General features: G+C 40.3%; 13 protein-coding genes and 1 other RNA gene. 3 read left to right on the top strand and 11 right to left on the bottom strand.

The annotated features are described in order from the left end of the window. Nucleotides 1-500: 500 nt before the first annotated feature. From rnpB to AC3WLU_RS11830, 7 genes are all read right to left on the bottom strand, one after another. Nucleotides 501-890, bottom strand: an RNA gene (gene rnpB, locus AC3WLU_RS11860) — RNase P RNA component class B. Nucleotides 891-970: 80 nt separating this feature from the next. Continuing rightward, nucleotides 971-1,282: a cell division regulator GpsB gene (gene gpsB, locus AC3WLU_RS11855; protein ID WP_034307876.1), complete on the bottom strand. Its 312-nt coding sequence runs from the start codon at nt 1,280-1,282 to the stop codon at nt 971-973. 198 nt (nt 1,283-1,480) lie between these two features. Further along, on the bottom strand, nt 1,481-2,032 hold the full coding sequence (locus AC3WLU_RS11850; protein WP_098864331.1) for an SLOG family protein: 552 nt from the start codon (nt 2,030-2,032) through the stop codon (nt 1,481-1,483). Nucleotides 2,033-2,098: 66 nt separating this feature from the next. Further along, entirely contained in the window at nt 2,099-2,596 is a 498-nt protein-coding gene (locus AC3WLU_RS11845) for a CotD family spore coat protein (protein WP_250160993.1), read from the bottom strand. 452 nt (nt 2,597-3,048) lie between these two features. Continuing rightward, nucleotides 3,049-4,305 (bottom strand): ribonuclease H-like domain-containing protein, encoded by a 1,257-nt coding sequence (locus AC3WLU_RS11840; protein WP_098864332.1) that lies wholly within the window; start codon nt 4,303-4,305, stop codon nt 3,049-3,051. Nucleotides 4,306-4,341: 36 nt separating this feature from the next. Continuing rightward, nucleotides 4,342-6,618 carry a DEAD/DEAH box helicase gene (locus AC3WLU_RS11835; protein ID WP_063575772.1) on the bottom strand — a complete coding sequence of 759 codons (2,277 nt, stop codon included), beginning with the start codon at nt 6,616-6,618 and terminating at the stop codon, nt 4,342-4,344. Between the two features lie 122 nt (nt 6,619-6,740). Next, nucleotides 6,741-7,502 carry an alpha/beta fold hydrolase gene (locus AC3WLU_RS11830; RefSeq protein WP_492597289.1) on the bottom strand — a complete coding sequence of 254 codons (762 nt, stop codon included), beginning with the start codon at nt 7,500-7,502 and terminating at the stop codon, nt 6,741-6,743. A 141-nt stretch (nt 7,503-7,643) separates the two neighbouring features. Between AC3WLU_RS11830 and AC3WLU_RS11825 the strand changes: the two genes are divergently transcribed. Beyond that, nucleotides 7,644-8,096 (top strand): Hsp20/alpha crystallin family protein, encoded by a 453-nt coding sequence (locus AC3WLU_RS11825; RefSeq protein WP_413000928.1) that lies wholly within the window; start codon nt 7,644-7,646, stop codon nt 8,094-8,096. 69 nt (nt 8,097-8,165) lie between these two features. On the opposite strand, the gene AC3WLU_RS11820 is transcribed toward AC3WLU_RS11825, so the two are convergent. From AC3WLU_RS11820 to AC3WLU_RS11805, 4 genes are all read right to left on the bottom strand, one after another. Next, nucleotides 8,166-8,750: a YppG family protein gene (locus AC3WLU_RS11820; RefSeq protein WP_223255925.1), complete on the bottom strand. Its 585-nt coding sequence runs from the start codon at nt 8,748-8,750 to the stop codon at nt 8,166-8,168. 76 nt (nt 8,751-8,826) lie between these two features. Beyond that, a complete protein-coding gene (locus AC3WLU_RS11815; RefSeq protein ID WP_054400300.1) occupies nt 8,827-9,195 on the bottom strand; it encodes a YppE family protein in 369 nt (122 codons plus the stop codon). A 69-nt stretch (nt 9,196-9,264) separates the two neighbouring features. Continuing rightward, the gene (locus AC3WLU_RS11810) at nt 9,265-9,540 is read right to left on the bottom strand and encodes a hypothetical protein (RefSeq protein WP_048688368.1); all 276 of its coding nucleotides are present in this window, start codon (nt 9,538-9,540) and stop codon (nt 9,265-9,267) included. Nucleotides 9,541-9,895: 355 nt separating this feature from the next. Continuing rightward, nucleotides 9,896-10,837 (bottom strand): DUF2515 family protein, encoded by a 942-nt coding sequence (locus AC3WLU_RS11805; RefSeq protein ID WP_222619898.1) that lies wholly within the window; start codon nt 10,835-10,837, stop codon nt 9,896-9,898. 141 nt (nt 10,838-10,978) lie between these two features. On the opposite strand from AC3WLU_RS11805, the gene recU reads away from it, so the two are divergent. Together recU and AC3WLU_RS11795 are read left to right on the top strand one after the other, a co-directional pair. Further along, entirely contained in the window at nt 10,979-11,590 is a 612-nt protein-coding gene (gene recU, locus AC3WLU_RS11800; protein ID WP_034307899.1) for a Holliday junction resolvase RecU, read from the top strand. A 26-nt stretch (nt 11,591-11,616) separates the two neighbouring features. Continuing rightward, a complete protein-coding gene (locus AC3WLU_RS11795; RefSeq protein ID WP_492597288.1) occupies nt 11,617-14,379 on the top strand; it encodes a PBP1A family penicillin-binding protein in 2,763 nt (920 codons plus the stop codon). Nucleotides 14,380-14,397 lie beyond the last annotated feature (18 nt).

Raw genomic sequence — 14,397 nt, 5'->3', positions numbered from 1 at the left:
AAAGGTCCACTACCATTTATCTTGTCGTTAGAATTCTTCATTGTTGGCCTAGCTTCTATCATGATCATATAGCGGGAACGTCTATGGATTACCGTGAAATTAAAGCTTTACTCTATTATCACTGCACCTTAAGACAATCGCTGCAATTATATGATTGAAATCATCCAAACCAATTATGTATGGTTCCCATCCATTATCCGCCTTCAGCTAACAGAAGAGTTAAGGAACCTTTATAAATAGGATACCCAGAATCAAGGAATGCTTAACATTCCAACACTATTTTTAACAACGTTTCCGAAGACTTCATTCAAGCCATTTTCTTACGCTGGACACTTTTCGAATGGTATGAAAAACTTGCCAAGTTCTAAGTTTAACATAGCGGAGTTTCAAAAAACGAAAAATAAAAGGAAATGCCCAATCTTTTTATATTAGGGCAATCTTCATAAACAAAAACTCTCCTTTTAAAAGGAGAGTTGTGCTTTTGGTGTAATATGATAACGTTTTGTAAGCCATGTTTTGTTCCTCAGTACTGCAAGCGACTCGCGTCTCGTACTTCGGCGGTAATCATCTATCTACAGAAGCATGTGCTTCTGTCCTTCTCCTCGTTCATTTCCAAGGAAGAAAGCGCCCCTACCATTAATTTGGGTTTCTCGCTCGTGGGGTTTACCTCGTTCCACCCTTTACATTTCTGTAAAGGCTACGTCACTGTGGCACTTTTATAGGTATTCATGCCATATCCAAAAGGACTTAGGCATTTTCCCAGCCGTCAGCAATCCAAGATTGCTGCCCAAGCTTATTTTTTCGCCAGGCACGAACACTACGGACATCGCAGTCCGTGCGAGCATGGACTTTCCTCTACTGCATAAATGCAGCAGCAATTACCCAAACGTTAACATAACATAATTGATTATACTCCATTATTCACGAAAACACAATACCACAATAATTTTTACTTTTACAATGCAAAACCTCAATCAAAAAGCTTGTTACCAAAAACGTGCTTTTCCAAGTTGGATAACCGTTTAAGGATGTCAAAGTTAGTGGTTCCCGGAGTAGCACTTGGAGCAGGTTGATTTGGACGTTTTGTACTCTCGTCGGCTTGTTTTTTCAATTTAAGATTTTCTTGTTTAAGATCTTCAATTTCCTGATGGAACACTTCATAATCTTTAATGATCAGATCCAGGAATTGATCCACATCTTCAGGTTTATACCCGCGCATGGCTGTTTTAAAATCTTTTTCAAGAATATCTTTAGCCGTTAATTTTATCTTATCGGATAGCATAAGACTTCACCTCAATACTTTCGCCAATACAATCGACTTTTTATTATTTTTTCAAATCTGCTTGGGTTTGTCAACGAAACACCTTTTTGTATCTTACTGTTTCAGTGAACGGTATGTATTCCCATTAAAACTGTATCTAAATTTCATAATAATATGATTATGCTTTAGAAACAACTTTTAATCCATAATTATTTTCTCTCATTCTTCGGACCAGCTCGCTTCTTCCGCAGCCGATTGCAAATCATCAAAGTTTATCTGAAAGATGGGGTATGGCTGTGTTTCAGCTTTTTTCAACGCTTCGAAATAAGGATATCGGGCTGATCCCTCTTTTTCGGCTTCGAAAATGATGAGCATGGCATCGCTTTTATGGACCATATACCTATTTTTGATTTTAAGCTGTTCGGGCCCTTCATATGGTTTGTTGAAAATCGATTCAACAAAATCGGCACGGGCCAATATGGATCGGTAAAACTCTTGATTCGTTTCATTCCATGACTCTTCCTGTTTCAGGAAAGGAGTAAGCACACCTAATTTAAGCTGTTGAAATTCTTCCTGTAATTCGAAAACCACTTCGGCAGCCCATAATTCCGTACCCAACTGACCTGAGATGATCACCCATTCCAGCCCATCTTCCACCAATGGCAGGAGACGCTGTTTCATCGCTTTCTTTATATATTTTACGGCTTCATGATCATTTTTAAATATCCCGAATTCAAAAGCTTTGTAGCCGGTCATATACAAAACCTTCATTGCATAGTCAATCTCCCTTTTAACATGATTATATAAGAAAACAAGGGCTTGATAAGCCCTTATTTTTTAGTATCCGAAATGCTTAGGCGGACAGCATGGGTTTTGCGGCGGCATTCCACAAATCAAGTGTTGATTATAGCACTCGTTCACCACGGATTGAGTATGCGGGAAATAATGCTTAAACGTGTTCACATGTTTATTGACATTTGTAGTATGTGATGGATGAACGACAGGAATCACTGTGTTCGATACATTCGTATTGACATATTGCTGTGTTGGAGAAACTTGCGCTGGGGCAACTTGAGATGGAGATGTTTGTGTTGGACCATATTGCGCTGGAGACACAGCCGATGGACTATAGGCTCCCATTACGTTAGAGTTTTTACCGGTTGACGCCCCCATTACGTTATTGGGGTTTTTACCGGTTGATGCGCCCATTACGTTGTTGGGGTATTTACCGGTTGATGCGCCCATTACTCCAGGTGCGTTCCCGTATGCTCCCATTACATTGTTGGATACTCCCATTACATTGGGTTTATTTCCTCCACAATTACGAAAATACATTTATAATACGTCCCCTTTCATCATGATAAGTTTAGTCTTACCATTACAGACTATGAAAAAAAGGGGATACGTGTACTGATGAAATGACCTAATTATACAGAATAAGTATAAAACGATGTATGGCTGTCGATAAGTACACTATTATATGAATGCTATCTCTTCAAATATGGAGGGTGATTTTCTACAAAAAGGAATAGAGACTGTCTTTTAATGAAGTAAATAAAACAATCGTTAAACAAAGGACAACAAAAAATAGAAATAAAGTCGTTTTATACATTTCTCCGCTCCGCTTTCACCTTAATTTTATTTGATGTAAAGGTATGAAATGAACGCTTGGAATTTCACCCTCAACTCTTTCCATTTTACACACAATAGTTGAAGGCTACAATAATTGAATACATATTTTTTATTTTCATCCTTTTGCACTAAAAGACAATTCTCATTCCTTTATTTTATACAGAAATATCCTTTGAACCTTCTTTCTTTTCGAGCCGCCGAATCCTCTTTTCCAATTCCAATTGTTTTTTTTCCTGAGTGATCCCTTCTCTTACCATCTCTTGATGGGCGATTATTGAACATTTTAGAGCATGACCGACTTCCTTAAATTGATGTTCGTATAATTTTGCACATTCAATCTGCGCCTGTATCCTTATTTGCACATTCCCTTTTAAGGCAACTTCCTTCCAAATCTCCAAAGCTTCATTGAATTGTTTTAGCTTCTTTTTCTGGAAAGCTAAGGCATGACCAGCCATTATCCGATCTTCCTCACTTCCCGCTTCCAATATTTTTTGATATGTCTCAACTGACTCCTCTTTTTTTCCCAAATAATCGAGCCATCGTGCAATCTCCATGGACTCTTCCGTATATCCATCGATTTGGAGGATTTTTCGGGACAAATGAATATACAATGTGATCAGTGATAAGATATCCCATTCATTATGCTTCATGATCCCAAACAGAATTTCCGGATTCTTCCTCTCAACAAAATCAAAATAAATCATGGGCGCCAAATATCCAGGAATATCATCCTCTCTATGTACACCTAGAATATCTGTTTCGACCGCAGATAATTTCACTCGCTCCAATTTGTTTCTCCAAAGGCGCCTTGAAGCATGATACAAATCAAAATGTCCGAACTCCGGTAGTTTTGGTACATGTTCTTTTATCAAGGTATGTCTTGTTTTTAGCTGAGGCCAATCAAAGGATTTACCATTATATGTGACAAGGGTTTCGTAATTGATGTTTTCCAGAAAGCTTTGATAAAGCGGGATTTCACTTCCTGGCTGCGGAAGGATATGTTGCTTCACGACAACTTCTTCACCTTCTAAATACGCATAGCCAAGTAAAAAAATGGTATTGCCCGCTCCGCCTCCAAGCCCTGTCGTTTCCGTATCGAAGAAAAACAGATCTTCACTTTTAACGCCCTTGGCGGAGAGTGGATGCTCCAATGAAGCTTGATTCCACTCCTTTACGACCTTTTTCAGCTCGGAAAATGCATATAAGCCGTGTTTGTGATTTATAGGGTAGCGGACTTCCCTAATGAAACAATAGTCACCATCGAAATGAAAGGAAACGGTATCGTTCTCCAGCCACTTTTCCAAGTAAGGAATTTCTTCATTCTCTTTCTGGTCAATTACTTCTATAGGAGAAGTATGTTTCTCTAGGTTCATATGGGTTTTCATACGGTTTAGTTTATTTTTTAAAGACATGAAATTACACCTCTTTTCACGGATCCCTGTAATCTATTAATGTTTTTGCTTACAAAATTGACCTAATAATTGTTTGGCATCACTCTTGGCTGTTTTCGTTGCGGATTCCGTTCCAATACAGGAAGGACAGCCGCTTTCACAAGTGCAATTCTCGATCATTGATATTGTTTCCATCAGGATGACTTCAGAGTTTTCATATACTTTATCACTTAACCCTATGCCACCCGGATAACTATCATAGATGAAAATGGTCGGTTTTTCATTATGCGCTGCCTTAACCTGCGGATACACATGGATATCATGCGGATCGCACATAACATATAGCGGAATCATGTAATTCAGTGCATGGGAGGCTCCTATCATTCCTTGTTCTATTCGATTTTCGTCCCAATTGAATATATCAGAATCCATGGAAAGCATGGCCGAACTCGTATGCAGCTCCATCTCCGGAAGACTGATTGGTCCTGAACCAATATTTTCATGAGTTTCGAATTTGATTTTCTTGAAGATCGTAGGCATTGCCCGGATTGCGACATCACCAAAAGCAGCTGATGTGGAAGCGAAAGATCGCTGTTTATCGACTTCCAATACAGACAACTGGACAGCAAGGTTAGCATCCGTATAATAGTCCACATTGACTTCTCGTACATAAGCTTTCTTTTCATCCCAATCAAGTTCTTCCACCTGAAATTGAATTCCCTGGTGCAAATAAATGGCTTCATCGTGGAGAAGGGTCATTGCACTGAACGTATCCATTTCCCCGATGACCCGATTAACCGGTGCATTCGTTTGGTCGATGATCACGACATTTTCCTGTGCCGCTGAACGCAGGCTGATATTGCTTGCGGGAAAAGCATCATTCATCCAATGCCATTTGTCCCCATTCAAGTGTAAGACCCTTTCTTCTGTAAGGAATTCAAGAACGTCCATAATCTCTGTTTTCCCAAATGTATCGCCTTTTTTAAATGGCAGCTCATATGCTGCACATTTTACATGATCAACCAGGATCAAAAGATTATCCGGATTGATTCTTGCCGTTTCTGGATTTCTGGTAAAGAAATAATCGGGATGCTGTACGATATATTGATCAAGGGCACTGGAACTGCCAACCATGATGATCAATGCTTCACCATGTCTCCTTCCTGCCCGTCCCGCCTGTTGCCAGGCACTCGATATGGATCCAGGGTAACCAGTCATTATGCAAACCTGAAGCTGGCCGATATCGACACCCAACTCAAGTGCATTTGTGGACACCACTCCATAAATGGAACCATCCCTAAGGCCTTGTTCAATTTCCCTACGCTGTGTTGGCAGATATCCGCCGCGATAGCCCCTGATTGATTTTGGCCCCAATTGCTTTGATACAAGCTCCTGTAAATATGTCAATAGAATTTCCACACGAACCCTGCTTCGCGCAAAAACGATGGTTTGAATTTTATTTTTCAAAAATTCATTTGCCAGCTTCCTGACTTCCAAAACCGCACTCCGGCGTATGTTCAGCGGTTTATTGACTATTGGGGGATTGTAAAACACAAAATGCTTTTTCCCACTCGGGGCTCCGTTATTATCGATAAGGACCATTTGTTTTTCCGTAAGCTCTTCTGCCAACTCTTTTGGGTTATTGATCGTAGCGGAAGTACAGATGAATACAGGGTCGCTTCCATAAAAGTTGCAAATCCTTTTTAACCTTCTAATGACGTTGGCTGTATGACTTCCGAAAACGCCGCGGTAAATATGAAGTTCATCGATGACCACATACTTCAAATTTTCAAATAAAGAGACCCATTTCGTATGATGGGGCAGGATTCCTGAATGGAGCATATCAGGATTGGTGATCACGATATGTCCGGCCTGGCGGATTTTTTGCCTGATATTTGAAGGTGTGTCCCCATCGTATGTATAACTATTTATTTCAGCATCCATTTCATGAATCATTTCATTCAATTCGCTTTTTTGATCATAGCTCAGTGCTTTTGTCGGAAAAATATAAAGCGCCCTGGTTTTTTCATCTTCCAGTATTTTTTGAAGGACCGGCAAGTTATAGCATAATGTTTTACCAGAAGCTGTAGGTGTTACCGCTACAAGGCTATTGCCGCTGACAGCAGTATCAAATGCAGTTGCCTGATGGGTATACAACCCATTAATCCCCCGTATTTCAAGAGCATGCTTGATCTTATCATTCATTGCTTCGGGAAAGGGAACATGTTTTGCCTCCTTTGCTTCAATGACTTGCCAATGTACTATATTTTCTTTAAAATCTTCATTTGTTTTTAGATCCTTTATGACTTCCAGTAAATTTTTTCGCAGTTTCATTTAACCACCTCATCCTCCTATTCTACCGAATGAACGTTCTATGCAAAAGGGAAACTATTTCCTATTCAAAAAAAAAGCTGGAAACGTCAACATCTCGTTTCCAGCCCGGTCATTATTTTCACTTAATTCTTCTCGACAAAGCGAATGATTTCTTCAATTAGTCTGCCTGGAGCTTCCAACATTCCCATATGGCCGCTGCCCTTAAGTATTACTTCATTGATATGGCTCCCTTTTATAGAAAAGGTTTTTTCAACGGGAATCACCTTATCCTTTTCACCTGCAACCAAAAGGACAGGCAACTTCGTATCTTCGAGAACATGATTTCTGTCCATTCTGTTCCTCATGGCATGTAAAGACCCTATCGCACCAATTTCACTTGTTTTATATCCGATTTCCTTTGTATGTTCAATATTGGGATCATCGGAATGAGCGAAAAGCTTCGGTATAAGTCCATCAATGAAAGCAGGGATTCCCTCACTTTCGATTTTCTCGACTGATTTTAAGCGCCCCGCCTTTCCAGTCTCATCATCCGGGAAAGCGGTGGAATGTACCAATGAAAAACCAGACAATTTCCCAGGAAACCTTTCTGCGAATGCCAAGGTGATATATCCCCCAAGCGAATGACCAAACATATATACCTGTCCGATTTCCAGTTCTTCCAAAAATGACGCAATATCAGCTGCCATATCTTCAATCGAGAAAGACTCCCCTATTTCCTCACTTGCACCATGTCCCCGTAAATCAACGGCAATAACCCGGTATTCTTCCTTTAATCCAGCAATGATGTCGCTCCAATATTCATGGCTTCCGCAAAATCCATGGATAAACAACAATGTCTCCTTTCCTTTCCCGGTATCTATGTAGGAAAGCTTGCTATCTGTCATATTAATCCCTCATTTCCTTTATTAATCATTCAGTACCGTTATTCCCTATGGACCTGAATCTGAAACCCAACAGTCCATTCACATTTCTTCATTCCTCACATAGCTTATAGGCAAAGGAATTTTTTAGAAAGGAGCACCGTGATGACCTCTTCTGAAAAAAATAATAACCGGAATCGAATGGAACCCTTTTCCCATTTCATTAACAAAATGGATCGGCTGTTTTCCGAAAGGCCACCTAAAGGCATGCTGAAATCCCTTGACGATTTCTTCGGCTCGGCGAAAGAACGCAGCTTTCCAGTTGATATTCATGAAACGCATTCAGAATATACCCTAACTGCCACCTTGCCCGGAATTCCACGCAGCCAAATATCAATTGATGTACTGGCCCATTCCGTAACCATATCTGCAAAGCATGGAGATAGAAAGGATAAAAATCAAGGATTGTTCCAAAAGGAAGTTTCGGCCGGTACTTTTTCAAGAACCATTTCCTTTCCAAAACCGATTGATGAAGCAAATGTGACCGCTCGACATCGCGATGGCATCCTCACGCTTCACCTACCCAAAATCAGGGGGAATCGGATTGAAGTCCATTAGGCATGAATAAAAGCAGACTTAAAAAAGTGGCTGGTCACTTGTAAGTCTGCTTTTTTCTTTATTCACCATCTATGCTTTGAAGAAGCCCCCTACTCCTTTGACCATTGAAGATACTTGGGAAACTGTATTCATCATTTGTCCAGCTGTGTTCATCATCTTCGTTATATCCATGGAGCCATCTTGTGTTTTGAATTGATTCATGACCGATTTGAAACCCGATGGCTGGGGTTTTTGCATGAACTGCTGCTTTGGATATGGATTATGAGCCTGCTGCTGACTTTGCGGAGGTCTTTTAGCTGGCTGTAACGGATTTGCGAACGGACTAAAAGCTTGCGGCTGAAGATTGGACTGGATTGGCTGCATTTGTGCCATTGGCTGCATAACACTGTTGCCCGGATAAGCTCCCACGGGCATCGCCTGCTGCGGGACTGGTTGAAATGGGTGATACGCTGCCTGCTGATAAGGATCATGATATGGCGTCATATAGCCCCCTGTATCCTGGTGATGATATGGATACATAAATGGTTGTTCAAGATTATGATTATTTGGCGGAGGATACGGCATTGGCTGTTGGTATCCTCCCCAATTTTCCGGCATTGATTGAGGAAACTGTCCTTGATTTGGGGAGATTTGGTTATAACCGGATCTCATCATGACAATAAGCCCTCCTCTTTTTCATTACATGGTTCTGATAATATATGAAAAAAGAAGGAATAAAGTGTAGGTGTTTTTATGATAAAATCCGATCGATTTCCGTTTTTACATTATTAAGGATGAATTCGATCGACTGGACATGGCTTTTAAATCGCTTATAACTTGTTTTAGGAAAAAATGCCTGAACGGCCACATCAGAAAGGTTATGGGCGGTTTGTTCGATTTGCTCGGGGAAAAGATGCCTAAATTCGGTTTCTTTCATCCACTCCTTCATTCCGGTTTCCCATTCGATGCATACGGTCCTGACCTGATCTGCAAACGGCTTTACTTCCGAAAAGAAATCCTTTTCCTTTCCTTCCAGGCGTACACCCTCATAAATATCATCTGCCTGGTCCGTATATTTAATCAATTGTTCTGTTAACAGCTGCAGTTTTTCTTTTTGCACAATATATTCCTCCGTACATTTGTTTCCCTTAGTATAATCCAGTTCTCCATAAAATGAAATTCCTGCGGATTATACGTGCAATTCAGTGAAAACCTTGTGTTTTATAATTGTTTTTTCCGGAACAATGGAAAAGGAGTGGTTCACACCTTCAGCATTCACCCAATAATCCTCGGCTTTCTCAATGGCTTCCTGGGCTTCATTAACTAATGTATATTGTTCCGCCCATAGTTTACACCGCACTGTATTTACAGTTTCCCCATATGAAATTTCCAAACGATCCAGGCTGGTACTGATCTCAGCTATCATCCTTAATATCTCTTCTGTTGCGACACTTTTATTGACCATGCTGATCCCTCCCATTCTTTACCTGTACTATTCTTTTTTTTATCTGAAAGCCCTTCATGACTGACAAAACTAGAAGCTAATCGGCAAAGAAAGTGCAATTCACTTAATTTATTATGCCCTTCGACAACAATGGCAGAATGAAGAATGGAGTTTTAAACAAGAATACAGACAGGAGGTGATTTTATGCAGTCGAATGAAAGCAGACAGCAGAAAAACGAAAAACGACAAAAGCCGCCCACTAAAGAGGCAGGAACGGGAAACCCGAAACTTAGTGGAGAAAACCGCCCCTCTACGTAAGTAATAAATACTGAACGATAAACAGGGAAGGCTTCATCGATGCCTTCCCTGTTTCCTATTATAAAATCCAATTTTTGATTATTGCTGCCGTGTGCAGCTGCTTTTGTTTATGATCATACCATTCCGTCAAATGCGGGTCTTCTTCCCATTTGGGTTCTTTGAACCATTTTTTTTTAACCTTTTTTTTCATATCCCATTGCTCTGTCTCCCCTGCTTGATGATGAATCAATGGATATACTCCTCTCAGCATCGGGGTTTCATGGTATCTAGGCTTTTTTCGATATTGTTCATAATCATATCTGGCACCCGTTGGTTCAGTCCTGCAGGAAAATTCATAAAATAGTGGAAATAAATCTTCAGAAAATAAAAGTCCAGCCAACCTTTTCCCCAATTCAATCCTTTTATCGATATTTCTAAAATGCGCAACGGACGATCCATACAGTTCACCATTGCAAGTAGGAAATAAAACGGTGCTAAAATGCATCCAATCCTGCAGGAAAAATAACAGAGAATGAAAAACGAAGGATTGCTTTTTAATAACCGGTTCTTCAATGATGTTTTGTTCATTTATGATAAGCGCAGTGACTAATTTTTCACGATTTCCATATTTCCAAAAGGAATGCCATTCGTTCTTCATGAATTTGGTAATAAAAAAATAATGACATAAGTGAAACAATGGACGTCCATATTTCGTCGAATAATGATAGAGAAGTAATTGCGGATATGCATCTTGGAATATTCTCCAGTTGGCTTCTTCATACGTTAGGAATAATTGATGCCTGTATTTAAGGCCAAGTAAATTGGAAAACCAAATCCCTTCAAGATCACACATATTCCAGCCTGCATTCCTGGAAACCATACCGGCTAAAAAAGACCATTGTATTTCTGGATGGATTCTAAAAAATTGTTCATATGCTTTCGTTCTTGATATATTATCCCTATTCCCTTTTGCAGTTTGGGCTTTAATGGATCGGAGCAACTGCTTTTCCGTCTTTAACATTCGCATCTAGCCTTTCTATAGCGATGAATTGTGACATATAGTTGTACATAAATCCTATCGTTCTAAGAAACAATTCTTTTTATTCACATTTTGGATTCTTTTTTTGCTAATATAGATAAGTGAAAAAAAGGAGGGGTAAAAGTGGCATTTCATTATCCCAACGGACGAAGATTTGTACCGCAGGCTATGGAAGAAAAGAAAAGTCCACTAAAAAAAATCAGTTACAGCAACCGGGGAAAAACATTGGAAGACGATTTGAACGAAACCAATCAGTATTATTTAGCACACGGCATTGCCGTCATCCATAAAAAACCGACACCCATACAAATTGTCGATGTCCACTATCCGAAAAGAAGTGCTGCAGTCATTAAAGAAGCTTATTTCAAACAAGCATCGACCACCGATTATAATGGTGTTTATAAAGGAAAGTACATTGATTTTGAGGCAAAGGAAACGAAAAACAGCAGTTCGTTCCCGCTGAAGAATTTTCATGACCATCAAATTGAACATATGAAGCATATCGTTCAGCATGACGGAATTGCGTTTGTCATCATCCGCTTTTCCGCAATGGATGATATATATTTAATGAGTTCCGAACAACTGAGTTTTTATTGGAAGAGAATGAAAGAAGGCGGACGCAAATCTATAACTCTTCAAGAGGTTGAAAGCAGTTCACGAAAGATTACTCTTGGCTTTCAACCGAGAATTGACTATATTAAAGTAGTAGATTCGCTCATCTCAGAAAATTTTTAGTTTTTTAGAAAGGCAGGTTAGCTGTAATGGCTGAAAAATATAATACTAGAGAAGAACGCCGAAAGCAGGGGCAGACTCAAAAAAAGGGACAGAATAAAAGTCCTAAAAAACCAACCAATATGCTTAAGCGGATTTTCCTTATACTTGTTACATTCGGAATAATAGGCCTGGTTGCCGGAGGAGCTGCAATGGCTTATTTTATAAGCGACGCTCCAGAACTTGACGACAAGCTTTTAAAAGATCCGGTCACATCCAAGATTCTCGATGAAAATGGTAAATTACTTGCTGAAATCGGAAAGGAAAACCGGGATTATGTAAATTATGAAGACATACCCGATCTTGTCGAAGAAGCTTTCCTGGCAACGGAAGATTCCCGCTTTTATGAGCATCACGGGGTCGATTTCTTACGTCTGGGCAGTGCCGTCATAGCCAACGTCAAAAACGGATTCGGCTCAGAGGGTGCAAGTACATTGACCCAGCAGGTCATCAAGCGTTCTTATTTAACGCCTGATAAGACCATTAAAAGGAAAGTCCAGGAAATGTGGCTATCCATACAGCTTGAAAGAAAATATACAAAAGAAGAAATTTTCGAAATGTATGTGAATAAGATTTTCTTTGCAAACCGTGCCAACGGTATCTTAACTGCATCGCAAACTTATTATGGAAAAGACCTTAACGAATTGAAATTGAACGAAGCGGCCATGCTTGTAGGATTACCGCAAAGCCCAAGCAGGTATGACCCGTATAAATACCCTGAACGTGCGAAAGAACGCCGTGATATTGTCTTGCACTTAATGAACAAACATGGATATATCACGGAAACGGAAATGAAAAATGCACAAAGCATCGATATAACAGAAGGACTTCAAGAAATCGATAAGAGCCAAATCGATACGACCGCATACGATGCATTCATCGATTTGGTAATTGAGGAAGTCGGAGATATGGGTGACTATAACGTATTTACCGATGGTCTGGAAATCCAGACGACCATTGATAAAGATGCCCAAGAATATGTTTATAACATGTTGAACAGTGATGAAATCATCAATTATCCAAGTAAAGATCTCCAAGCCGGAGTCACATTACTCGATACAGAAACTGGTGAAATTAAAGCAGTGGGCGGCGGCAGGAATACGACGGTTAAACGCGGCTGGAATTATGCAACGGATGCCAAGCGATCACCTGGTTCGACCATTAAGCCGATTCTGGATTACGGTCCTGCCGTGGAATATTTAAATTGGTCCACCTACCACCAAATCAAGGATGAGGAATATACTTACAGTAATGGAACACCGCTTAAAAATGCTTCAGGACGACATTATGGCACTGTAACGACTCGGGAAGCACTGGCACGGTCATTAAATATCCCTGCCTTAAAAACGCTACAAGCAGTCGGATTGGACCGGGCACGTGATTTTGCCACTGATCTTGGGATTCCTTTCGACAAGGAGATTACCGAATCGGCAGCATTGGGCGGCGGTAAGGATGTTTCTACACTTGAACTTGCCGGTGCATACAGTTCATTCGGAAACAATGGTATCTATAATGAACCGCATAGTGTGAAAAAGATTGTTTTACGTGATAAAACAACCATCAAAAACAAGACGGAATCAAAGCCGGTCATGAAAGATTCAACAGCTTTCATCGTGACGGACATGTTGAAAAGCGTCATGAAAGAACCTTATGGAACAGGAAGGTTAGCCAATATACCTAGTCTCCCGGTAGCCGGTAAAACCGGGTCAACCAACTTCACGCCTGAACAGCGTGCAGCGAACAACATCCCATCTTCGGGTGTAAAAGATAGCTGGATGGCAGGTTACACTACCAATTATACAGTCGCGGTTTGGGCTGGTTATGATAATGCATCTGGTGAGAAAATGGAATATCTGGGTGAATCATCTCAAAGGATCCCTAAATTCATCTTTAAGAATTTAATGGAACATATGGCCCAATCAAAAGAAACGAAAGACTTTGATCAACCTGACAGTGTTGTGAAGGTTGGAGTCATCAAAGGTTCGAATCCAGCTGTTAAAGCCAATGAATATACACCAAGCAGTAAAATCACTTATGAATATTATGTTAAAGGTCACGAGCCTACACAAGTGACGACAGAATATGAAAAAATCGACTCACCTGGCATTAACGCTTCTTACAACCAGGAAAGCAATGAAATCAATCTATCATGGTCATATCCTAAAGGTAATGGGAATACCCAATTCGAGGTTAAGATGTCCGTTGACGGCGGCGCACAGAGCGTATTAAAAAAATCTAAGGATACTAGTTTAACGATTCCTAATCCAACCCCTGGAAGTAAATATACTTTCTCAGTGGTAGCTCTAGTGGATAACCAACAAAGTGATCCTGCGAGTACATCTGTCAAAATACCTGCTGAAGCGGTAGTCCCTGAGGATACTGAAGACGAGAAGATTGAAGATCCTGCCGAAGGTGATAATCCGGAACAAGAAACTCCTGCTGAAGGCGAAGAGGATAAACAAGACGAAGACAAAAATAACAATGGCGAAAACGGCAATAAAGATAATAACGACAATAATGGCAATAACGGTAATAATGGCAATAACGACAATAATGGCAATGGCAACAATGGTAATAATGGTAATGGTGATGGAAATGGCAACAACACGGATGACGGAAATGGCAATAATGGAGAGGATGTCGAGGGCGGGGATGATACCACTGACCCTGGAACGGTAGAAGAGGAAAAACCAGTCGAGACCCCTGATCCCGATCCTAATCCGGACCCAGATCCAAACCAAGATACAGAATAAATATATATGAAGATTCTA

Source organism: Peribacillus sp. FW305-BF15, from assembly GCF_058783805.1.
The sequence above is the reverse complement of the archived record's forward strand: the minus strand, read 5'-3'. Positions and strand labels throughout refer to the sequence as shown.

Bases quoted from the DNA above. Each gene is read 5' to 3' on its own strand.
- gpsB (WP_034307876.1), bottom strand. From the start codon at position 1,282: ATGCTATCCGATAAGATAAAATTAACGGCTAAAGATATTCTTGAAAAA.
- AC3WLU_RS11825 (WP_413000928.1), top strand. From the start codon at position 7,644: ATGACCTCTTCTGAAAAAAATAATAACCGGAATCGAATGGAACCCTTT.
- AC3WLU_RS11840 (WP_098864332.1), bottom strand. From the start codon at position 4,305: ATGTCTTTAAAAAATAAACTAAACCGTATGAAAACCCATATGAACCTA.
- AC3WLU_RS11795 (WP_492597288.1), top strand. From the start codon at position 11,617: ATGGCTGAAAAATATAATACTAGAGAAGAACGCCGAAAGCAGGGGCAG.
- AC3WLU_RS11810 (WP_048688368.1), bottom strand. From the start codon at position 9,540: ATGGTCAATAAAAGTGTCGCAACAGAAGAGATATTAAGGATGATAGCT.
- AC3WLU_RS11830 (WP_492597289.1), bottom strand. From the start codon at position 7,502: ATGACAGATAGCAAGCTTTCCTACATAGATACCGGGAAAGGAAAGGAG.
- AC3WLU_RS11850 (WP_098864331.1), bottom strand. From the start codon at position 2,032: ATGAAGGTTTTGTATATGACCGGCTACAAAGCTTTTGAATTCGGGATA.
- AC3WLU_RS11835 (WP_063575772.1), bottom strand. From the start codon at position 6,618: ATGAAACTGCGAAAAAATTTACTGGAAGTCATAAAGGATCTAAAAACA.
- AC3WLU_RS11845 (WP_250160993.1), bottom strand. From the start codon at position 2,596: ATGTATTTTCGTAATTGTGGAGGAAATAAACCCAATGTAATGGGAGTA.
- AC3WLU_RS11805 (WP_222619898.1), bottom strand. From the start codon at position 10,837: ATGTTAAAGACGGAAAAGCAGTTGCTCCGATCCATTAAAGCCCAAACT.
- AC3WLU_RS11820 (WP_223255925.1), bottom strand. From the start codon at position 8,750: ATGATGAGATCCGGTTATAACCAAATCTCCCCAAATCAAGGACAGTTT.